The sequence below is a fragment of the Methanohalophilus euhalobius genome (assembly GCF_900215215.1).
Classification (GTDB): domain Archaea; phylum Halobacteriota; class Methanosarcinia; order Methanosarcinales; family Methanosarcinaceae; genus Methanohalophilus; species Methanohalophilus euhalobius.
This window is the reverse complement of the sequence record NZ_OBDR01000010.1, coordinates 43,417-64,622: the sequence shown is the minus strand read 5'-3', so window position 1 is coordinate 64,622 and position 21,206 is coordinate 43,417. Positions and strand designations below refer to the sequence as shown.

Sequence of the window (21,206 nt, the reverse complement as noted above, 5' to 3'; positions counted from 1 at the left end):
ATTACGTATGAACCTGAAATCAATGTACCTTATGTTCAAAATAATCATTTTCAAGCCATTGATTTAGGGATTACCAAAACGATTACTGCGATAAATGATAAAGGGAAATTTTTTGAAATAAACAATCCACGATATGATTTATATTGGGATTCTAAAATCAGTGCAGTTCAATCAAGACGTGACCATTGTAAAAAATACAGTAAAAAATGGCATAAATTAAACAAAACTATTCGTACTATGGTAAGTAAGAAAAACAATCAGATAAAAGATTGGCAACACAAAACCACCAAAAAAATGGTAGAAAATACAAGAGCCAATACAATTATTGTAGGTAAACTTAGCGTTAAAAACATGGGGACTTCAAAAAACAAAACGTTGAATCGTTCTACACAAAATAACGGTTATTTATCACGTTTCATCGAATTTCTCACCTATAAAGCAGAACTTATAGGTAAAAAAGTAGTTAAAATTGATGAAAGTTACACGTCAAAAATATGTTATGTTTGTGGAAAACAACATGATATGCCATTATATAGACGTGATATGACATGTGATTGTGGTAACGTTATTGATAGAGATAGAAATAGTGCTATCAATATCATGATACGTTACCTATCCAATTATGCCGTTTGGACAGGCTATGAGCATTTTGCTCATAATCTACGACAAACAGGGTTATTGACATTTGATGTATCCCAAATACATCCAATGAATGATATAACAACTCGTGGGAATCTCCATGCATAAGCGTGGAGTAGTTCAAAACAATCTCTAATAAATATTATATAGTCGTGAACCTATTTACTCTTGGGTGCATCATTGTGAAAAATATAAAGAGTGCAGCGAAGTTGTTCTGTTTGTTGCTGGTGATGATATCCCTTGTATCAACAAGTGGCTGTCTTCGCTCTTTTGAAGAGGAAAGCCAGTTGCAAATAATCAATATTGACGTCATGGCAAAGGATGTCAGGAGTGCTTTTGTCGATCTCAATGTCACGATGTATGTTGAAAATTATGGGGAGACTGCCAGCAATAATAATACGACCCTGGTCCTGAAGGCTTATAGTACCCGTACCGGGCTGCTTGAAATAGAAAAAGAAAATCCCATTGGCAATATTCCTGCTGAATCCACACGGAAGGTCACTGTACCCGTAAACCTTCCTAAAAAGGATGGTTACCGTGTGGTTGCACTGGTTTTTGAGGATGGCTCCCGGAAATCAGGCAGACAGATCACTCTGAATAATATTGAGGATTTGCAGGGAAGTCTGGAAACTCCGGGTGTTGAAATCAGTGAAATGGATTTCATGATAAGGGAAGTTGCTGAGAAAAAAGTGCTAATCCAGAATGATATCTATCTCACAAACGAGGGGGTTGGTGAAAATGAAAATTACCGGATGCTGGTCAAAGCCAGGGAAATGGATGCCAGCCTGATTGCTGATAAGGCGTGGACTGATACTGGTACGTTTGAACCGGATGAAACTGTGATCCGCTCGGTCAATCTTAGTGTCCCTGACAATTACAATTACGCAGTGGAGGTAATTCTCTGGGAAGATGACACCATTGTCAGGCAGGGAGTGGATTATGTCCAGCTGAATCCTGAGAAGGAAATCGATAAGGACAAGCGGTTGCAGACAAAGAATATCGATTCCGGGGATTTCGTTGTGGAGGGATTCGGTGAGGCTCCCGTGGAAGAAGAATCAGCATCAGAATATCCGACTGAGGAGCCAGGTACACCTGGTTTTGAAATATTTGGTGCTTTGATGATGCTTTGTATGGTGTATTTCGTGGCAAGGAGGAATAAGGATGAGTGAGGAAATTACTGATAACAGGAAAGACCTGGTGTACTATTTCAGACAGGCGAGTTTTGCAATACTGATGCTTTTGATTCTGCTATCGGTATTCAGGCTATATTTTGCCCTGGAAAATATTATCCGTACATGGTTTGAATACCAGTATGTGCCGATATTCAGGGCCGCTTATAACCTCGTTGTTCTTTTAGTAGCCCTGTACATTGTAATACACTATATTGTCAGGAAGCAGGATTGAACTGCTTTCCCTCTTTTCTTTTTTACCCGGCAGCTTTTATATATCGCCCGTTCATATGCACATCAGACAATGAATAAAAAACCAGAACTTCTTGCTCCTGCAGGCGACTACAATTCTCTGGTGGCTGCGGTTCAGAACGGGGCTGATGCAGTCTATTTCGGAGGTTCGGCCTTCAGTGCACGTGGTTATGCAGATAATTTCCCGGCTAACAATCTCGAAGAAGCGATTGATTATACCCATCTTTACGGGGTCAGGATCTATGTGACCGTAAATACCCTGATAAAGGACAGTGAATTTTCGCAGGCAATTGATTTTTTGACTGAATTATGCAATATGGGCGTGGATGCTGTCATCGTACAGGATGTCGGCCTGCTTGCCGCCTGCCGTAGCCACCTCCCCCAACTACCCGTTCATGCCAGTACCCAGATGACAGTACACAACACTGAGTCAGTGAAATTGCTGGAACAATACGGGATAAAACGTGTGGTCCTTTCCCGCGAGATGAGTCTGGAAGAGATTGCTGCCCTGAATGATAACACGGATATGGAACTCGAGGTTTTCGTGCACGGAGCTCTCTGTATCTCGTATTCCGGGCAGTGTCTTATGAGTAGCATGATTGGGGGAAGGAGCGGCAATAGAGGCTACTGCGCCCAGCCCTGTCGCAGGCAGTATTCGCTTAGTTGTGATAATGAAATTGTTGCAGCAGGCTACCTGCTAAGTCCCAAAGACCTGTGTGCAGCCCGTCTGATTCCGGAGCTGGTAGCAGCGGGTGTGGATTCTTTCAAAATAGAGGGCAGGATGAAAAGACCCGAATATGTAGGGGGTGTGGTTTCCATCTATCGCAAGCTTATCGACCGTTATTTTGCAGACCCCACAAAGTTCCATGTGGCCGAATCAGAGATACGTTATCTTGAACAACTTTTCAATCGGGGGTTCACCTCAGCCTATCTTGAAGGAAGTACCCGGGACATGATGGGTGCCGTCTCACCAGGTAATCGAGGCATTCCCATTGGGACAATTGTGGAAATGGGCAGGTACATGGATCGTGCTGTAGTTTTCCTTGAGGAAGACCTGGCTGTAGGCGACGGGATTGTTTCAAAAGCAGGTGACGGTGAGAAAATAGGTGTGATCTATCGGGCAGGCAGGCAGGAAAAGAGCGCATCAGCCGGGGATACGATAGAGATTCCTTTCTCCGGACGCCTGCGGGAGGGGGATATCCTTTACCGTACCCTTGACAGCCGCCAGATAAAACAGTTGCAACAGACCTATACCTCTCCTGCACCACAACGTAAAATTCCGGTCGTTATGCATCTGGAAGCACGTTTTGGTCATCCTCTAAGTCTGTCAGTGAAGGATAGGGATTACAATTCCATATCCCTGCATTCTGACTATGTGGTCGAGGCGGCCAAAGGAAAAGCAGCCTCTGAAAAACAGTTGCGCAAACAGCTGGCAAAACTGGGTAATACGGCTTTTGTTCCCTCCTCTATATCTATAGAAATGGATGAAGGGATTTTCGTTCCTGTCGGTGTACTGAATGAGCTGCGCACTGATGCTGTGGACCTTCTGCGAAAAAAACGAACTGAACAATATCATCGGGAATGCAGCAAACCTTCCCTTGAGTCGGTGGATAGTAGTGCTGCATCCAATACAACCCCCTTGCTCTGTGTGGCTGTATCTTCGGTTGAAGATGCAAAAGCTGCTGTGGCTGCCGGTGCAGATGTGATATATTTCGCAGGACTGCCCATGCCTTCGGTTGATGAAATTGCTATAGTTAAGGAACAATGCCAGAGTTACGGAACATCTCTTTATCTTTCCACCCCGCGAATCATTAAAAACGGGGAAATGAAAGATCTTTTCTGGCTGCTGGAAGAAGCACGGGAATGCGGTGGGCTGCTTGTGGCCAACATGGGGATGATCGGGCTGGCATCGGATAAGAAAATTCCTTTTGTTATCGACTCCCCGCTTAATGTTTTCAACCATCATTCCTGTAGTTTCCTGAAAAACCTCGGGGCCCGAAGGGTCACTGCATCTGTGGAACTGACTCTGGATGAACTCGGTCAGGTAGCTGACGGTTGCAGCAGTCTGGAATGCATCGCGGAAGGCAACTTCGAGGTAATGGTCTCAGAATATTGCCCCCTTTCACACACTTCTAGATGTTCGGATTCCTGTCACAAGGTGGAAAGTGTCCTGGTCGACAGGAAAGGCTATTCATTTCCCCTGAAAACGGATGAACACTGCCGGATGCACCTGCTTAACTCCCGGGGATTGAGCATGCTTGATTACCTGGAGGACGTGATTGCCACAGGGGTTTCTGCTATACGTATTGAAGCCCGCTGGGAATCACCGGGTGATATCGGCAGTCTGGTTGGCCTGTACAGGCAGGTTCTGGATGGCAGGGCGACTACAAAGAAAATGCGTGCAGGCAAAAAATATACCACTGGTCACTTCTATCGGGGTGTACTATGAAAGTATTCCTATCAGGTTCTATCAGGGGAGGCAGGCAAAACCTCCCGATTTATCAGCAAATGGTACAGATTATAGAAAACGAAGGACACGATGTGGCCAGTCTGCACGTGGCTGATCCACATGTTGAAGAAAACGAAGCAGGCATGTCTGAATCCGAAATTTTTGAAAGGGATATGCATCTGCTTGATGGCTGTGACTGCATGGTTGCGGAGGTTTCTCTTGCCTCCACAGGTGTTGGATATGAGGTATGCTCTGCCCTGAACCTCGGTATTCCGGTACAATGTGTTTACCGCGAGGGTTCAACAGTTTCTGCAATGCTGCTGGGAAACACCAACCACCTGATCCTCCTGGATGCCTACCGTGAAGAAAAAGATCTCGAAGCCCTCATCCGGTCGTTTTTGGACTTTGTGAGCGGTGAAGATCAGGTGGAATGACCTTCCAGTCCAGCGTGGATGAAAGACAATCCCCTGCATTGGAAACAAATATATAATTATGCTGCATAGTTTCGTGTATGGTAGGATCAGAAATAATTCTCGTTCTTGTAGCTATTATTGTAGCCCTTATGATCTATAAGACTCTCAAGACCGTAAAAAGCCTCATAGTAAACACCATTCTCGGCCTTGCCATAATCGTGGGAGCAAACATCCTTTTCGGATTGGGTATAGCTTACTCGGCTGTGGTAATCCTGACATGTGCTATTGGCGGGCCAATCGGGGCCTTACTGGTAATTCTACTCAACCAGCTCGGCATATTCTTCTGAAGGTTTGCGGGCCACCAGGAAAATCGAATGGCGGGTGTATTCTTCGCCTCTGAATATCTTTTTATTCATTCTGTTTTCTTTTTTACTGATATCCAGTTTATCAAAAAGATCCTCTAATTCTTCCATAATGAAATAGTGGTATATAATTCCGTTTTTGCGCCGGAATGTATGCTGCTCCACGGCATCTCCTCCATAGCGCATATCCTCCCTGCCAAAAGCCTCGAAGATAAGTTTTCCTCCCGGTTTCAGTACTTGCATAATCTGGTTTGCGGCCTGTTTTCTTTCCGCCTCAAACAGGTGCTGGAGTACCCCCTGGCACAGTACCACGTCAAAAGAGTTCTCAGGGAAAGGAAGGTCTGTAATGCTTGCCCTGCATAACGGCAATTCTGCCTTTTCCCGCAATCTCAAAAGGCCACGCTGGGAGACATCACAGCCCGCCACTATATATTCACGCGAGAGGGAGATGGCATACCTGCCGTGGCCGCAGCCGGCATCCAGAATAAGTTCGCCCCCTTCAAGTTCCTCCTGCAGGGAGGCTATATCCAGGGGTCCCGCCCACCGGACATGACGGAACTCCTCATCCCAGGCGCTGAAGTGTTCGCAGGCCATATCAGGGCCTGTACGCGGCGGCTTCCCTGAATCGCCTGATCAGGAATTCCTTTTCCAGTGAGGACAAAAACCACCCTGCTTTCGGACCGGAAGCCTGGCCCAGCAGGGATATGTAGAGGGCTTTGAACAGATCCTTCGGGCCTATAGCAAATTCTTCACCAAGTACTTTCTCCATCTCCCTGTGCAGCCTGCCGTCTTCTTCCTTTGCGGAATAGACAAGATTGTGATAATCAGATCCATCAAGTTCTGCGCTTTCTTCCAGAGCATCGGCAAGGGTTGTCAGGAATGCTCGTTGTTTGTCAGAAAGGGTGGCTGCAAGTTCGGGCAGTTTTTCCTGAACACTGAATTTTGCGAATGGAGGAGCGTACATATCAAGCCAGTTGCCCACATTATCAGCGAGCTGTTTTATGCATTCCGTATTTTTGGTATCGTAACCCGCTCGCTCTACGATTTTCAATATTCTGTTGAAATCTCCGTGAGCTACCTGGTGGATGGTAGTCATGTGTTTGAAAGGGATGTCAGTATGGCACAGGCTGCTTGCATGGGAAAGTTCCTTTACACGCCTGTCATATTCGGAGTTGCCTCCTGTATGATGGAGTTTCTCATACTGGTCCACAAGAGTGAGCAGCGGCTGTGCAGGGTCAAAACGGATGTGTTTTTCGGGCTTGGTTCGGATGATCAGATATCTCAGGACCTCAGGAGGTACGACCTTGAGCATGTCCGCAATGGATACGACCACGCCGGTGGATGAGGACATCGCCCCTTCATTACCCAGCATGATCCATTCATAGACGATAGGATGTGGGGGTTCGCAGCCAAAGATATCCCGGGCGATACGTTTGCCGGTGTCATAGGAGCCGCCCCTCGAGGCGTGGTCCTTGCCGAAAGGTTCCACAGTCACGCCGAGGATCTGCCAGCGAGCAGGCCAATCCACACGCCAGGTAAGTTTTCCGCCGCCCTGGATGGGTACAGTGCCGCGGTGGCCGCAGGAACAGGTGTAATCCACTGTTTCTTCCCTTTCATCGAAACCCGTAACCTTTGTGGTATTGATCTTTCCACACTGCATGCAGATCGGGTTGAAAGGATTCCAGTCATCAGTAGGTTCCTTTCCTGAAACCTCTTTCAGGATGGCTGCAATCTCATCCCTCTTTTTCAGGGCAGTTTTTATAGCCTCGTTATACCTGCCTGATTTGTACATTTCATCTGCCAGGTATACTTCAGGTTTGATTCCCAGCCGGTGCAGGGAATTCAGGAAAGGTTGCAGGAAATGATCTGCATAATTCTTGCATTCTCCACAGGGACAGGGAATCTCGGAGAGAGGTTTACCCACATGTTCCTCATAACTTTCATCCAAAAACGGATAGACCTTTCTCAGAGGATCGTAGGTGTCTGCAATGTAGATCAGTTCTGCGTTTGCATCCTTATCCAGTAATGCACGATATGCAGCATCGGCTGTCACAACCTCCCGCATGTTTCCGACATGGATGTGACCGGAGGGGGTGATACCGGTGGCAACGAGGTGTGTGTTTCCCCTTTCCAGGGTTTCTTCAGCAACAACATCTGCCCAGTGTGTGATTTCTGCCATTATGTTCACCGATAATGATTTTATTTAAAAATTCTATGATTATATGCTTTTTAAAGGTGTCATGTTTTAAGTCAATATCTGTAGGTATCGAAATTTATTTATCAATAAGGCTCTATCGGACAGCCATGATTCCTTCCAGAGCGTTCCTCACAAAGGGAACAGGTGTCCATCGGGATAAACTGGCTTCCTTTGAACTTGCGTTAAGGGATGCGGGTATTGAAAAATATAATCTTGTGAGTGTTTCCAGTATTCTTCCACCGGGTTGCAGGATAATTCCAAAGGAGGAGGGTCTTGAATATCTCAGTCCCGGGGAAATCGTCTATTCGGTACTTGCTCGCAACCAGACCAATGAAGCTCATCGTCTGATAGCTTCGGCAGTAGGAACGGCGGTACCTGTGAATGAGAATAATTATGGATACATTTCAGAACATCATTCCTTCGGGGAAGATGAGAATTCCGCAGGGATGTATGCAGAGGATATTGCTGCCACAATGCTCGCAACCACCCTGGGCATTGAATTCGATGCTGATTCTGCCTGGCAGGAAAGGGAACAGCTCTACAGGGCCAGCGGTCATATTATCAATCCTTCCCACATCTGCCAGACTGCCAAAGGCGACAGGAGCGGCCTCTGGACAACCGTTGTGGCTGCTATGGTATTTGTGGAGTAACTCAATCAGTAAGTTCTGTGGTGATTTCTTCCAGATCGCAGAAATCAGACCTGAAATTATAGGCCCCGGCATTTATGAAGGTAATCGGGTCGCCAATTTGCGGCCTCTTTTCGAGATAAACACGGTATCTGAACAGATCCATTGAACAGGGTGTACAACCCTTGATCACATAGGCTTCTCCTTCATTACTGCTGACCTCATTCTCCACACGCAGTTTTACAGGTACCAGGATTGCATCCATATCACTGTTGTATACGGAAGCATTCACGATGACATTGTCCTCATAAACCGCCATCACACGGGTTTCCAGTTTGCCTGCAGGTGCGGCGATATACCTGCCGGGTTCAATCATGAGGGATATGTCCCTGTCATGCAACCATTTCCTGAAATCTGTAATTCTTTTGAAAATACCTCCGATGACATCGACATTACTGTTGGCATAAACCGAAGGCAAGCCACCTCCGATATTGAGAATATCGATGGCATCCAGTGTTTCAGGACTGATTACATCCTCAATATCACGCTGCAGTTTCCATTCGCTTACGTTCTGGGTCTTCCTGTGGAAATGGATGCCAAGTTTACCAATATTAGGGTTATCCATCAGTTCGCCAATACGTCGGTTTATGGTCGCAGAAGGCATACCAAAGACAAAATAGCGTTCGGTACGGATGGAATTTTCCCGCAGTTTGAGCCTGAGCATAAGGTTGACCTTGCGGTTGGTGTTCTTAAGGGTTGCAAGCAGGACGTCCAGGTCGTGCTCGTTGTCCAGAATGAAATTGCGAATACCCCTGTCATAGAGTTCCTTTGCCTAGGCACTGCTCCACCCCTGTGCCAGAAATACCGTCCTGGATAGGTCTCGTATATGTTTCAGCTCGTTTTCCATATGGACGCTGAAAAGACAATCCGTCATCTCTTCAAGTACGGAGGTGACTTTGGGGTTCGTCTTGGAACTGTATGAGACAATGTCAGCTATATCCTCCACCAGATTATACTGCTGCATAATAACTTTTTTTGAAAGAATGAATTTGGGATCAGGGACAGTCATTTTATAAATCTCTTTATTTATTTTCTATATTCAGTAATCCTTCTTCGTATAGTTCATCCAGTGCCCTTGTCATTGCCATGGGGAAGGTTATGCTTACATCACCGATAACCGTGGCAATATCACTTTCGTCCTTAACTTTGCCCCAGGATTTTGCTTCACTTGTATTGGCACCGGACATGCTCCCTGAAGTGCGGTGGGCCGTGGTCATGTATACAGCGTATTCCGCCCCTCCGTTGAGCAATGTAGCCAGGATTGCATGGTGTTTGGATATTGAACCACCCAGGGCGATCACTCCTTTCCTGTCATCATAGCTGGTGGTAAGGAGGATGTTGCCGAAATCTTTCACGACATCAACTATGAAATCCGGGTTTTCCTGCTGGAAAAGAAACAGGTGGAATCCGAAGGCACCATCGGTTATGGCGGGACAGAAAACAGGCACATTATTCTTTGCTGCCTGGTAAAGGATTGAGTTTTGGTCATCCAAAAGCAGGCCGATTTCCCGCAGCATCTCTGATACAGACCATCGGTTTTGCTTAGCGTAAAGTTTCCTGAGAATATCTGTGATCATATCCTCGAAATTCATGTAACTTTGATTCTGGATCAGGAGATTCCCTACTCTGTTTATTCCTCTCTCATGGAGTTCCACATCGTCTGTATTGAAGTTGCCGATGGAGAAAACTTCCCCGGTAGCCTTCATTATATCTTCTTCAAGGCCCCCGACTGTTGTAACAAGCACATCTGCAATTCCCAATTCAATTAGCTGGGCAAAAAATCCTCTCAGCCCGGAAGTAACCATGTTAGAGGTAAACGTAAGGAAAACCTGTGCTGAATCCTTTTTCATCTTGACGATTACTTCGGATGCCCGATATAGTTCTACGCTCTGAAAACCCACATTCTCATAGGAATTAACGAGTTCTGACACCCTCATGTCTTTTTTCCAGTGGAGATCCTTTACCTGAACCATTGTATATCACGACTTTTAGGATACAATTCATGTTCTTATTCACTTAAAAAGTTGTTCGGCCTTTGTGTGGGCATTGTTCAGTTAAGAAATAAATAGGGGGATTCATACCCCATTTAAAGGGGATGAAAATGGAACAGAATGCATTATTAGATTTAATGCCGGTAGATATTAAATCTTACGTGCAAAGGAAAAGAAGGGATCTAAAAGCCATAGCATTATCCATACTTGTGTACCAGCAGGGACTTAAGTTTGAGGAAAACCTCAGAACTATTATCATATTTTGGTGAATCGATAAGTTACAGGGGAGTACATTACCGGGTACAGAAATTCGGCTGGTGCGTACAGCCTTGTGCTGGTAAATTACCAGATACCATAGTAGTTTGAAAGTACAGTTTGCAAGCCAGTACTGGTTCTTATACGCGGCATACCAAAGAGGGCAGTTGTGGATGGGGGCCATGGTACACTGTTATAGAGAAACCCGGGATTAAGAGAACTGTAATATCCGGGGGTATCAGAAATTATATCGAGCGATGGTTCAAATCATTTAAAAGGAGGATTAAGATGTTCGATAAATCTTTCCCACATAAAGAGGGACTTGTTCAGCATATTAATAACTGAATACAAATGTTTATCGCTTATCATAATTACATCAGAAATCATCAAAATCTAAATTCATATACCATTATCAATGGGAAAGATGCTTTTACTGAACAGTGCCCATATCATAAATTATATTAATAATAAGTTCGCTGCTAAAAATTGCTTTATATAACTTCATGCATCTTGAAAAACACCAATTAAAGCCGGCAGATGATAAACATATGCTCCCCTTCAAAGAAAATATACTTGAGTTAATTCCTTCAACCCATGGCGGACTTATCCGGAAGACCTCACAGCAGTATTCCATTCCCCTCTCCGATATAGTGGATTTTAGTGCCAGTTTGAATCCTCTGGGCAGCCCTTTTGATAATCCTGAATGGGATATGGACCTGCAGGATTTGTTTGCCACTTCCTTTGAAAAAATGGGCCAATATCCTGATAATCGCTATCTTGAATACAGAGCTGCAGCTGCCTTTTTTGTAGGAGGGGGTGCAGATGCTGTTAACATTGTCCCCGGTAATGGTTCGTCGGAAATCATCAGGCTTGTCGCCGGTTGTATTCTCAATGAAGGGGATGAGGTAATGATTCCCCAGCCCACCTTTGCTGAATATGAGCAGCAATGCAGGGTGGCAGGGGCAAAAATTGTGTATTATCCGGTAGAATCCCTGTTTTCCATCTCTGAGGATGCCCTGGAATCGGCACGTGTCCTTTTTGTTTGCAATCCCAACAATCCTACAGGTAAGTTGCTGGCAAGGGAAGATATCCTGCGCCTTGCAGGACTTTGTGCAGAAACAGATACCCTGCTTTTTGTTGATGAAGCTTTTATTGAACTATCCGATATATCAAGTACTGTCGTTGATGTTGCCGTCTCTAATGATCATGTTTTCGTAATGAGGTCCCTTACCAAATCATTTGCACTACCGGGTATACGTATGGGATTTGGTGTCGCATCTGAGACAATGGCTGAAAAATTGAATACTGCCCGTCTGCCCTGGAATATGGGCTCTCTTGCCGAAGAGGTGGGATGTTCCCTGATGGGGATGGAGGGCGGTATGGAGTCAGCATACCTGAATGTGTCCCGCCAGAAGATAACAGAATACAGGGATTATCTTATAGATCGGCTGAGTGATATCTACGGTTTCCATCCTCATTCAAGTTCTGTAAATTATATACTTGTGGATATCTCCGAGCTCCTTATGGATTCTGTAGAACTCACGAAAAGGCTTGCAAGACATGGTGTACTTATAAGGGATTGCAGTTCTTTCCCGCTGATGAAAAACGATTTCATCCGTCTTGCCGTCCGGCCTCCTGAAGAAACGGATATACTGATCCATACTATCGGAGAGGTCCTTACAGAATCCGGTAAGGATTATGCTGAGGAAAAACTGAAAGAAACCATAAAAGGCGTCTCATCCGGCTGTTCTTCAAGTCGCAATACCTGTGAATACTATCCCTGTCATTTCGAAGGCCAGGACTGTACTTTCTGTTTCTGCCCCTTCTACCCGTGTGAAGATACGCGCACCGGGGGCAAATGGATAGATAGCACTACAGGTAGCAGGGTCTGGAGCTGTGAAGATTGTGTACTTGTCCATAATTCGGATGTTGTACACAGGATGCTTAACATTCTCATGGAGGATGGTGGTACTGAGATCAGCCTCAAAAAAGCCTGGGATGAAGTGATAGATATCAGCTTATAATTTATATAATCTTTAATTATCAATTCGTAGTCGGTTTATCCGGGATAGTGAAGGAAAATGTACTTCCCTTACCAACCTCACTTTTCAGTCTGACCTGTCCGCCGTGCATTTCCACCAGTTCCCTGACAAGGGAAAGTCCCAGTCCGGTGCCCTTATGTTCACTGGATTTGGAGGATTTGACCTGCTGGAAAGGTTCAAAAATTGTAGCCTGCTCGCTCTCGGGTATGCCTATGCCGGTGTCCGAGACTGCAACTTTCAATTTGTCCTTTTCTTGATTGGCAATAATTGTAATTGTTCCTTTATCCGGGGTGAACTTGGCTGCATTGCTCAGCAGGTTGTACATAATCTGTTTGAACTTTTTCCTGTCGGCATAAACCCTGATATCTTCAGAAGGTAACTCCATTTGCAGGCCTATATTCTTTTTGGAGATTAGGGGTTTGGTTAATTTACTGATCTCATCCAATGCTTCATGCAGCTCAAAACTACTGTATTCAAGTTGTTTTTGTCCTGCCTCTATCTTTGAAAGATCAAGAATATCATTAATCAGACTTAGCAGATGTTTGCCACTTCTGGCAATGTTGGACACATATTTCTTCTGGGGATCATTGAGTTCACCTTTTACTTCTTCCAGCAGGATATCGGAAAATCCAATCACCGAATTCAAAGGTGTTCTCAATTCATGACTCATATTTGCCAGAAATTCACTCTTGGCCTGGTTCGCTTCTTCTGCAGCCTTTTTTGCTTCGATGGCATTTTCTTCGGCATTTTTGCGTTCCGATATGTCCTGAAACAGTTCCAGAATGTATGTATCCCCTTTTATGGTAATTTCCTGTGCATTTTTCAATATGGGTTTTTTATTCCGTTTTTGCACTTTATTGCGGTATCCATTCCTCTGAATCCTTCCTCCCCCTCCTCCCATATGGGGCATTTTTTTGAGGCGGATCCCTTGGGGCAAACGATATCACATAGTTGTCCGACGAGTTCTTCTTTTTTATAACCTGTAATCTCACATGTACGGTAGTTTACATCTTTTATAATGTAATCCTGACCTATCATCAGGATGCCGCCGGGCATGTTTTCATATATTGTCTTTAACTTTTCTTCAACTTCGACTCTTTGTGTAATGTCATTTCCGATGGCAAGAAGGCCGGTTACTTCTCCCTCATCATCTTTTAGTGTCGTGTCATACCAATCGACAATGATTTCATTGCCTTCTTTTGTGACAATAGGGTTGATATTGCCTTCAGTAGAGTGACTGCAAATCGCCTTTTTGAATACGGATTTGATATTTCCCCTTTCTCTGTCAGGTATGAATCTGGAAAACCAATCTTCTCCTTTTACTTCCTTTAGCTTGTAGCCGGAAAGTTTTTCCATGTGGGGATTATAATATATTATTTTTCCCTCTCTGTCAAGAACAGCCACAATCACTCTGGCAGTGCCGATTAGGCCGGTTAAAAGGTCGATTTCTTTTACCAAACTGTCTTCATTCTGTTTTTCTTCAGTGATGTCCCTTATTATTCCCAGGTGTCCGTATATTCTGGATTTTTCTGTAAAAAGAGGTGATATTTTAATCTGGCAACAGAACGTGCTTCCATCCTTGCGTTTACTGGCATCTTCAATATCATGAGGCTTTCCTGAATAGAGGTTTGAGAACATTTCTTTTTTCTGTTCCGAGGTCAGCTCTTGCTCATGGAGGATCGTTATTGATTTGCCTTTTATTTCAGGCAAGGTCATCCGAACATCTCTTCTGCAGTTCGGTTCACAAAATTGATTGTAAAATCAGGAGTAGTATATATTATGGCATCTGTGGATTGCTCTTTGCGTATATTTTATAGGTGTGAGGGAACAACTGACTTTGCATGTTTGCTCTTGTTCACAAAAGATACCAGTCATTATCGTTTTCTGAAAACTCGGGATCAATACCCACAACCCTTCTTTCAATCCCCAATTTATCGGTGATTGCATCGGAGAGGTCCTGAAGATATCCTTTCTGGCTCAAGCTTCCATAAATGAATCTCTTGTTGGGGCGGATGTGTTCCTCCATTGTTTCTTGTCGGGGGGCGATTTCTACTTCAATATCTGTTTTTTCAAGACCCCTGAGCATCGCCTTCCTGAAGTCACCTGTGCAATAGGCTATCCTGTGGCTATAGTTGTCACGGGTCTTCTCGAGGTATGTTGCAAGTCTTTTGCTTTCCATACTTATAAAATCCCGCTTGATCTTTGCCACATTGCATTTTCCCATCATGAATTTATAATCTGTAAAAGGATATTCATTATCGATTTCCCGTGGAGTTACGCCACAGGTTCCAAAAACTACTATATGGACATCTTCGGGCTTTAGCAGGTCAAAAATGATCCTGTCATACATCCTGTGGGATGGACTCGTATGATAGGGTTTCCTCATAGAACAGGGGACGAATATGCAGAATTTGCGTGTAGGTGCCTCATATTCATTGAGGACCCACTCATTGGCACGTATCATGTCCGGATGATAAATTAATCGCTCTGTATCAAGCGGTTCATCTGACCTTTCATTTTCTGGTATTATAGTGGGCACTGGACTACCGTTGCTGAAAAACTATATATATAATTAACGATTTGATTAGTATGGTTTTGTACAATCTGTGCAGCTTTTTTTTATAGAGCTTCAGGTGAAATTTAAAATGATGGGTTCAATTTCGGAAATGCTCAAAGCTAATTGTGAATGCGATGATGTTGCCAAGTGTATTCTGGGTTTAAAGGATTTGGATCTAAAGGCTTACAAAATACTGCTTTCCAATGGCCCTCTGACAGCCGAAAAACTCGGAAAGCATCTGGGCCGTGAACGCAGTACAGCTTATCGTTCTCTCCAGAACCTGATCTCCTGTGGGCTTGTTTACAGGGAAACCCATACCATTGATGTAGGTGGCTATTTTTATGAATATGTGGCCGTAAATCCGGCAGAGGTCAGGCGAATGCTTCAGGAAAGTGTAGACCAGTGGTATGATAAAGTCAGCCATCTTATCAATAAAATTGACAAGGAACTTGTAGGGGACGAAATGCCATAACCTAAGCAGAATTTGATAGGTATTTGAAGCACCGTAGGAACTACGGGGAGAGCCTGTGGACTTGTTTCCTTTGGGAAAAAGTATGAAGCAGGAAGCACCTGAGTCTTTAGCTCAGGTGTAGTTCACTAGATCGATGTGCTCTGGATTTTGCACTATCTTTTTGGGGAATATTAATGGAGACCGATGCAGCACAGAAGAAACTGGCAGTACTTATCGATGCTGACAATGCACAACCTTCCATAGTGGAGGGACTTTTTTCGGAAATAGCCAAATACGGGATTGCAAGTGTAAAAAGGATTTATGGTGACTGGACGCGTCCCAACCTTAAAAACTGGAAGGACAATCTCCTGGAACACTCCATCCAGCCGATACAGCAATTCAGCTATACTTACGGGAAAAATGCTACCGATAGTTCCCTTATTATCGATGCGATGGATTTGCTTTATTCCGAGCCCCTGGATGGTTTCTGTATTGTTTCTAGTGACAGTGATTTCACACGCCTTTCATCCCGGATCAGGGAATCAGGTCGCAAAGTCTACGGTTTCGGAGAAATCAAGACTCCAAAACCCTTTATTGCGGCTTGTGACAAGTTCATATATACGGAAAACCTGCGTAAAGAGGAAGATGTAGTAGGCACAGTCTCTGAGTCACCAATGCAGGCCCAGGGAAAATGGGATACCAACCGCCTCAAAGGTGACAGCAAGCTAGTTAAAATGCTAAGGGATGCTGTAGAAGATTCAGCTGAAGAAAGTGGCTGGGCCTTCCTGGGCAATGTGGGCAGCAATCTTGTGCAGAAACAGCCGGATTTTGATCCTCGTAATTATGGTTACAAAAAAATGTGGGACATTTTCCGGGCAATAGACCTTTTTGATATCGATGAGGTCCGGGCGGATAATTCCAGCAATAACCGGTTGATTTACGTGAAGGATAAGAAAAGCGATGGGAAGTGATTTTCCTTTACAATTGCTTTACGGAATTGGTTTTAGATGTCTGATATGAAAGTCTCGATTCTCTCAAGAGCTTCCTTGATGTTTTCCCTGGAGGCCGCATAGGCACATCTGAGATATCCATTTCCTGCCCTGCCGAACACATCTCCTGGTATGGTGACAACCTGTTGCTGTTCAAGCAGTCTTTCGGCAAATTGTTCCGATGTCAGGCCTGTGGATGCAACAGATGGGAATGCGTAAAAAGCTCCTCCCGGGTTGAAGCAGTCCAGGCCGATATTATTGAACCCTTTGACAATAAGTCTGCGACGCCGGTTATATTCATTGACCATTTTCTCCACTTCTTCTTCACCGTTCTTGAGGGCCTCTATCGCTCCTACCTGTGCGGTTATCGGGGCACAAAGCATGCTATACTGGTGTATGCGCATCATGGCTGCTAACACCGGTGCAGGGGCAAGTGCATAGGCCATTCTAAATCCGGTCATCGAATATGCCTTGGAAAAGCCATTGAGGACTATGGTGCGTTGCCTCATGCCATCCAGGGAGGCAAAACATGTATGCTGTGTGTCATAGGTCATCCTTTCATAGACTTCATCCGAGATGACCATTATATCGTGTTCTTCCACAATATCTGCGATGGGTTCCAGTTCCTTTTTATCCATCACTGCTCCGGTGGGGTTGTTTGGATAATTGAGCAGGATAGCTTTGGTTTTTGGAGTGATCGCTTTTTTCAGGTTTTCGGAGGTAAGTTTGAATTTGTCTTCCCTGAATGTTTGTACGGCAACCGGGTTTCCTCCTGCAAAAATGATTGCAGGTGCATAGGCAACGTAAGAGGGCTCCACAATTATAATCTCATCACCCGGATCGGTGATAGCACGCACCGCCAGGTCCAGTGCCTCACTTACTCCCGATGTCACCAGTATTTCGGATGTAAGGTCATAGTATAATCCGTGTTTCTGGGTATAGGTCCTGGATATTTCATCCCTGAGTTCTACAAGTCCATAGTTGGATGTATAGGATGTTTCTCCCTGTTCCAGTGAATGAATGCAGGCTTCCCGGATGTGCCAGGGAGTAATATAATCGGGTTCTCCAACTCCGAGGGATATTATATCCTCATTGTTGGAGACCATGTCAAAAAATCGGCGGATCCCCGAAGGGGGTACTCTATCCAGATAACTGGCTACAAAGCGTGAAGTGTCTGTCAGTTCTCATACCTCCTTTAGGGGGAAACCGGCAGACGTTTTACATGTTCGGGCTCTTCCATAATCAACCCGTCTTCTTTGTATGTCTTGAGTACGAAATGGGTGGCAGTATTATGCACCTGTTCCAGGGTGGCTATCTTTTCTGCAACAAAAAAAGCGACCTGCTTCATGGATTTGCCACGGACCGTAAGGGTTATGTCATGTTCTCCTGAAAGCAGTCTGACAGAACGCACTTCGGGGAAACGGTACAGTCTTTCTGCGATACGCTGGTATCCCTGTTTGCGTTCCAGTGTTACCTTCAGTTCAATGATTGCATAGACATAATCTTCTCCAGCAAGTTCCCAGTCAATCACTGTTTTATATTTGCGGATTATCTTTGCTTTTTCAAGCTGATGGATTCGCTTCTGGACTTCTTCCGGAGTCATGTCAACAAGGGCGGAAATGTCCTCAAGGCTTGACCTGGCATCATTTTCCAGAATCTCCAATATATCCCTTGTTTTCCTGTCCATGCTCTTTGAGCCACCTGTATTTTTTGTTTATTTTGTAAGAATTGCGTTGACAACGCCATCCTGACCCGGACGACTGGTTATCCTGGCATCTCCAAGTTCGGTCTTGATGATGCTGCCTTTTGTGAGTATGTTACGCCTGACGTAGTGCTCGTTGGCTTCGTTGTCGGTAACATTCTCTATTGTGACTGCTGCTGTCTTGCCGGTAGAGGGATCGGTGACATTGGCAATTTTTTCCTGAAGGAGTTTTACTTTGTGGGAGCCGCCCCTTGTTTTTACGGGTTTTCTTCTGGTTTCTGCGACATGTGTTTCTGCAGGTTCACTGCCGATTTCGTATTTCCTTTTTCCGCGTGCTGTTTTTCTCTTGGCAGCTGTGGCCGTTCTCTTTGATCTTCCCTGGGATATCATGATTGGAACCTCTGTTTTGTGATTTAAGTATAATACTAAGCTTTGCTATTAGGAGAGCTCATTAATTGTAATATTGTATATGAACCTTTCGAATATAGACTACTCACGAGCTTGGATAATCATAAATAATGCTTTTACTTATGATATTTATTATGCTTCGTGTAGTGTTCCTTGGTACCGGGGGAGCTCTCCCAACTGTGAACAGAAATCCCTCTTCCATCCTGGTCAACAGGGAAGGGGAGTTGCTCCTTTTTGACTGCGGGGAGGGTACCCAGCAGCAAATGATGCGTGCCAGGACTGGCATGATGTCCCTTTCTTCTATATTCATTACACATTTTCATGCAGATCATGTGCTGGGAATTCCCGGCCTTTTGCAAACTCTTTCTTTCCACGACAGGGATGCTCCACTGACTATATATGGTCCTGCCTGGGTGGAACAATTTGTAAAATTGGTATCACTACTTGGCTACTGCCGATTGAATTTTGAAATCAAAGCAGTACCTCTCGAAGCCGGGGACACTGTCCACCGGGAAGGTTATGTGATTAATGCAATTGCAAGTGAGCACAGTGTTCCTTCTCTTGCCTATGCTCTTGTAGAAAATGAACGCCCCGGTAGATTTGACCGCCGTCGTGCTGAAGAGCTGGGTGTGCCTGTAGGCCCACTTTATTCCTGTCTCCAGAAAGGGGAATCGGTGGAAGTAAATGGCAGGTTAGTCCATCCTAATGAAGTGATAGGTCCCTGCCGCAGGGGGCGTAAACTCATCTATACCGGTGATACCCGTCCATGCGAGGCAATTATTAGAGCAAGTAAAAACGCTGATGTATTAATTCATGATGGGACACTTGCACAGGAAAAAGTGGATTGGGCCCGTGAATCACTGCATTCTACAGCAAAAGAGGCCGCAGATGTGGCACAAAAAGCAGAGGTACAGCGGCTTATCCTGACCCATATCAGCTCGAGGTATACTGACGATTCTTCAGTGCTTCTGGAGGAGGCAAAAGAAGTTTTCGAAAATACCTGTGTGGCAGAGGACCTAGTGGAATTTGAAGTTCCCTATGGGAAATAATAAGGGAGCACTCATGTGCCTTTAAATGAAGGTCCAATCGATTTTCTCATCATTTTTGTCGTAAAGGGTAACTTCGGCCTGCATCTCTTCCATCTGGCTGGGTAATTCTCTGACTCCCAGGTAGAGGGTATCCCCAGGTTTCAAATCCCTTTTTGGATCAGTGCGGGCAAAATAAACATTCCCTCCACTTTTTATTTCTTTGACCATTACTCCTTTCCATTTCAGGTTGTTTATTATGTTGACAACTTTGCACTCGAACCTGTCTGATTCTTTTATTTCTGTCATTTTGTCACCTCTTCTCAGGCGTAAAGGTGGGTATTGGTTTCTTTTTTCTGCAACCCGGACGCAGCTTTTTCAAAATAATGTGCTTCAACTTTTTCCATGTCGTCCATTATTGCATGGTGAAGGGCACTTTTGAGGACTTTTTCCACAATGTCTCTTCCTGAAAGGCCGTTGGTCAGTTTTGCAAGTTCGCTCAGGTTAACTTCAGCTTCTATGGGGAATGTCTGTAGATTGAGTTCGATTATTTCTTTTCTTTCCTCTTTGCCAGGAAGTACAAACTCGATCTCCTCTTCAAAACGGCTCCTTACTGCCCCGTCGAGTACTGCTGTCCTGTTTGTGGCACAGATGGTGCATACCCCTTCTCTCTGGCTGATTCCGTCCATTTCGGTGAGCAGGGCGTTGACGATCTCGGCTACATCGCCCCTGAGTTCCTGGTATCGCCTGTCAAGGGCAATGGCATCCAGTTCATCTATGAAAATGATGCTGGGTGCAAGTTCACCGGCTCTTTCATACAACTGATGTATCTGCCGGGAGCCTTCTCCTACAAATTCTCCTATAAGTTGTGTGGCTTTGACCGGAAGGAATGCCACATCAGTTTTATTTGCAAGGGCTTTTGCGACCATGGTTTTTCCTGTACCTGCTGGTCCATGGAACAGGATGTTGCGGGGTGCCCATTTGCCAAACCTTTCGGGCTCTTCCAGATATCTCTCGATAAGCTTGCATTTGCGTTTTGCTTTAATCTGTCCGACGATATCATCAAATGCAATTTCCACGGGATATTCAATATCCATTTTTTCTTTCTCTTCCTGATTTACTACAATTGTTGTGGATTGGCCTATTATTGTAGCTTCGGGCCTTACTTCCTGGATTCTGTACGCAAAATCAGGGAACATTCGGTGATCAAAGAGGAAATCGTTTTTTCGGGCAATGTAACCATTCCATTGCATTCTCGCATAACATTCGAAAAGTTCGGGTTCTTCGATGCGTGGATATTCTTCAATAATTCCACAGAGGGGATAACCAATAGGTTGCAAAATTACAATTTCTGCAGTAGCTTCTTTTGCCTCGATTGCTTCCTGGGGTATTTTTTTCAGACTGGGACGTTGTGCGGATCTTGCCATATTTTCTCCTTTAGGTCATATGGGTCGTGTTGCAGTATTAAAGTTTATCCATAAGATTTTCCTGTAAAATTAAATTTTAGATAGCCGGTTGGAGAAAGTAATAACTTTCTGCTACTTTCGGATGTATTATTACTGCTTTATATTGATTAGATGGGTGAACTTATATGTATTCTCTGTCTTCGTATACTAATT

At 44.6% G+C, this 21,206-nt stretch carries 25 protein-coding genes; 12 read left to right on the top strand and 13 right to left on the bottom strand.

Annotated elements, in window-relative coordinates; translation table 11 throughout:
• From CP947_RS08535 to CP947_RS08510, 6 genes are all read left to right on the top strand, one after another.
• A partial coding sequence (locus tag CP947_RS08535) for an RNA-guided endonuclease InsQ/TnpB family protein (RefSeq protein ID WP_143745138.1) occupies positions 1-747 on the top strand: 747 nt, incomplete at its 5' end.
• Positions 748-821: 74 nt separating this feature from the next.
• Positions 822-1,808: a DUF7490 domain-containing protein gene (locus CP947_RS08530; protein ID WP_128754369.1), complete on the top strand. Its 987-nt coding sequence runs from the start codon at positions 822-824 to the stop codon at positions 1,806-1,808.
• The gene (locus tag CP947_RS08525) at positions 1,801-2,043 is read left to right on the top strand and encodes a hypothetical protein (RefSeq protein WP_096712786.1); all 243 of its coding nucleotides are present in this window, start codon (positions 1,801-1,803) and stop codon (positions 2,041-2,043) included. The genes CP947_RS08530 and CP947_RS08525 overlap by 8 nt, the downstream gene beginning before the upstream one ends.
• 69 nt (positions 2,044-2,112) lie before the next feature.
• The gene (locus CP947_RS08520) at positions 2,113-4,509 is read left to right on the top strand and encodes a DUF3656 domain-containing U32 family peptidase (protein WP_096712785.1); all 2,397 of its coding nucleotides are present in this window, start codon (positions 2,113-2,115) and stop codon (positions 4,507-4,509) included.
• Entirely contained in the window at positions 4,506-4,943 is a 438-nt protein-coding gene (locus CP947_RS08515) for a nucleoside 2-deoxyribosyltransferase (RefSeq protein ID WP_096712784.1), read from the top strand. The genes CP947_RS08520 and CP947_RS08515 overlap by 4 nt, the downstream gene beginning before the upstream one ends.
• 77 nt (positions 4,944-5,020) lie before the next feature.
• Entirely contained in the window at positions 5,021-5,269 is a 249-nt protein-coding gene (locus CP947_RS08510) for a pro-sigmaK processing inhibitor BofA family protein (RefSeq protein ID WP_096712783.1), read from the top strand.
• Here CP947_RS08510 and CP947_RS08505 read toward each other — a convergent pair.
• Together CP947_RS08505 and lysS are read right to left on the bottom strand one after the other, a co-directional pair.
• Positions 5,240-5,878, bottom strand: a complete 639-nt coding sequence (locus CP947_RS08505; protein WP_096712782.1) for a class I SAM-dependent methyltransferase — start codon at positions 5,876-5,878, stop codon at positions 5,240-5,242. The two genes, CP947_RS08510 and CP947_RS08505, sit on opposite strands and share 30 nt — an antisense overlap.
• A 1-nt stretch (position 5,879) precedes the next feature.
• Positions 5,880-7,463: a lysine--tRNA ligase gene (lysS, locus tag CP947_RS08500; protein ID WP_096712781.1), complete on the bottom strand. Its 1,584-nt coding sequence runs from the start codon at positions 7,461-7,463 to the stop codon at positions 5,880-5,882.
• A gap of 125 nt (positions 7,464-7,588) precedes the next feature.
• On the opposite strand from lysS, the gene CP947_RS08495 reads away from it, so the two are divergent.
• Positions 7,589-8,131: a pyruvoyl-dependent arginine decarboxylase gene (locus CP947_RS08495; RefSeq protein ID WP_096712780.1), complete on the top strand. Its 543-nt coding sequence runs from the start codon at positions 7,589-7,591 to the stop codon at positions 8,129-8,131.
• 1 nt (position 8,132) lies between these two features.
• Here CP947_RS08495 and CP947_RS08490 read toward each other — a convergent pair whose 3' ends face one another.
• The 3 genes from CP947_RS08490 to CP947_RS08485 are packed head-to-tail and all read right to left on the bottom strand — an operon-like array spanning position 8,133 to position 10,140.
• Positions 8,133-8,915, bottom strand: a complete 783-nt coding sequence (locus CP947_RS08490; RefSeq protein WP_258082613.1) for a type III PLP-dependent enzyme domain-containing protein — start codon at positions 8,913-8,915, stop codon at positions 8,133-8,135.
• 24 nt (positions 8,916-8,939) lie between these two features.
• The gene (locus CP947_RS10810; protein WP_243641493.1) at positions 8,940-9,176 is read right to left on the bottom strand and encodes a hypothetical protein; all 237 of its coding nucleotides are present in this window, start codon (positions 9,174-9,176) and stop codon (positions 8,940-8,942) included.
• A 13-nt stretch (positions 9,177-9,189) separates the two neighbouring features.
• Complete coding sequence (locus tag CP947_RS08485; protein ID WP_096712779.1) at positions 9,190-10,140, bottom strand: deoxyhypusine synthase family protein; 951 nt, start codon at positions 10,138-10,140, stop codon at positions 9,190-9,192.
• A 128-nt stretch (positions 10,141-10,268) separates the two neighbouring features.
• Between CP947_RS08485 and CP947_RS10585 the strand changes: the two genes are divergently transcribed.
• Together CP947_RS10585 and CP947_RS08480 are read left to right on the top strand one after the other, a co-directional pair.
• On the top strand, positions 10,269-10,427 hold the full coding sequence (locus CP947_RS10585; protein WP_165868973.1) for a hypothetical protein: 159 nt from the start codon (positions 10,269-10,271) through the stop codon (positions 10,425-10,427).
• A 489-nt stretch (positions 10,428-10,916) separates the two neighbouring features.
• Entirely contained in the window at positions 10,917-12,437 is a 1,521-nt protein-coding gene (locus CP947_RS08480) for an aminotransferase class I/II-fold pyridoxal phosphate-dependent enzyme (protein WP_096712778.1), read from the top strand.
• A gap of 19 nt (positions 12,438-12,456) precedes the next feature.
• On the opposite strand, the gene CP947_RS08475 is transcribed toward CP947_RS08480, so the two are convergent.
• The 3 genes from CP947_RS08475 to CP947_RS08465 form a co-directional block, all read right to left on the bottom strand.
• Positions 12,457-13,308, bottom strand: a complete 852-nt coding sequence (locus CP947_RS08475) for a sensor histidine kinase (RefSeq protein WP_165868974.1) — start codon at positions 13,306-13,308, stop codon at positions 12,457-12,459.
• Positions 13,278-14,171: a PAS domain-containing protein gene (locus CP947_RS08470; protein ID WP_132130912.1), complete on the bottom strand. Its 894-nt coding sequence runs from the start codon at positions 14,169-14,171 to the stop codon at positions 13,278-13,280. Before CP947_RS08470 ends, CP947_RS08475 begins: the two co-directional genes overlap by 31 nt.
• A 139-nt stretch (positions 14,172-14,310) precedes the next feature.
• Positions 14,311-14,994, bottom strand: a complete 684-nt coding sequence (locus CP947_RS08465; RefSeq protein WP_096712776.1) for a DUF5591 domain-containing protein — start codon at positions 14,992-14,994, stop codon at positions 14,311-14,313.
• A 106-nt stretch (positions 14,995-15,100) separates the two neighbouring features.
• Here CP947_RS08465 and CP947_RS08460 point away from each other — a divergent pair, with 106 nt between their 5' ends.
• Complete coding sequence (locus CP947_RS08460) at positions 15,101-15,484, top strand: helix-turn-helix domain-containing protein (protein ID WP_096712775.1); 384 nt, start codon at positions 15,101-15,103, stop codon at positions 15,482-15,484.
• Positions 15,485-15,657: 173 nt separating this feature from the next.
• Positions 15,658-16,434: an NYN domain-containing protein gene (locus CP947_RS08455; RefSeq protein ID WP_096712774.1), complete on the top strand. Its 777-nt coding sequence runs from the start codon at positions 15,658-15,660 to the stop codon at positions 16,432-16,434.
• Positions 16,435-16,466: 32 nt separating this feature from the next.
• Here the strand turns inward: CP947_RS08455 and CP947_RS08450 are convergent, their stop codons facing one another.
• The 3 genes from CP947_RS08450 to CP947_RS08440 all read right to left on the bottom strand — a co-directional run bounded on the left by CP947_RS08450 (position 16,467) and on the right by CP947_RS08440 (position 18,544).
• On the bottom strand, positions 16,467-17,558 hold the full coding sequence (locus CP947_RS08450; RefSeq protein WP_241645928.1) for an aminotransferase class I/II-fold pyridoxal phosphate-dependent enzyme: 1,092 nt from the start codon (positions 17,556-17,558) through the stop codon (positions 16,467-16,469).
• Positions 17,559-17,647: 89 nt separating this feature from the next.
• Positions 17,648-18,139, bottom strand: coding sequence for an Lrp/AsnC family transcriptional regulator (locus CP947_RS08445; RefSeq protein ID WP_096712772.1), 492 nt, complete (start codon positions 18,137-18,139; stop codon positions 17,648-17,650).
• Positions 18,140-18,166: 27 nt separating this feature from the next.
• Positions 18,167-18,544, bottom strand: coding sequence for a 30S ribosomal protein S8e (locus CP947_RS08440; RefSeq protein ID WP_096712771.1), 378 nt, complete (start codon positions 18,542-18,544; stop codon positions 18,167-18,169).
• A gap of 152 nt (positions 18,545-18,696) precedes the next feature.
• Here CP947_RS08440 and rnz point away from each other — a divergent pair, with 152 nt between their 5' ends.
• Positions 18,697-19,611, top strand: a complete 915-nt coding sequence (gene rnz / locus CP947_RS08435) for a ribonuclease Z (RefSeq protein WP_096712789.1) — start codon at positions 18,697-18,699, stop codon at positions 19,609-19,611.
• Positions 19,612-19,632: 21 nt separating this feature from the next.
• Here the strand turns inward: rnz and CP947_RS08430 are convergent, their stop codons facing one another.
• Both CP947_RS08430 and CP947_RS08425 read right to left on the bottom strand, forming a co-directional pair.
• Positions 19,633-19,896 carry a hypothetical protein gene (locus CP947_RS08430; RefSeq protein WP_096712770.1) on the bottom strand — a complete coding sequence of 88 codons (264 nt, stop codon included), beginning with the start codon at positions 19,894-19,896 and terminating at the stop codon, positions 19,633-19,635.
• A 14-nt stretch (positions 19,897-19,910) separates the two neighbouring features.
• Positions 19,911-21,014, bottom strand: coding sequence for an AAA family ATPase (locus CP947_RS08425; protein ID WP_096712769.1), 1,104 nt, complete (start codon positions 21,012-21,014; stop codon positions 19,911-19,913).
• Positions 21,015-21,206: the final 192 nt, after the last annotated feature.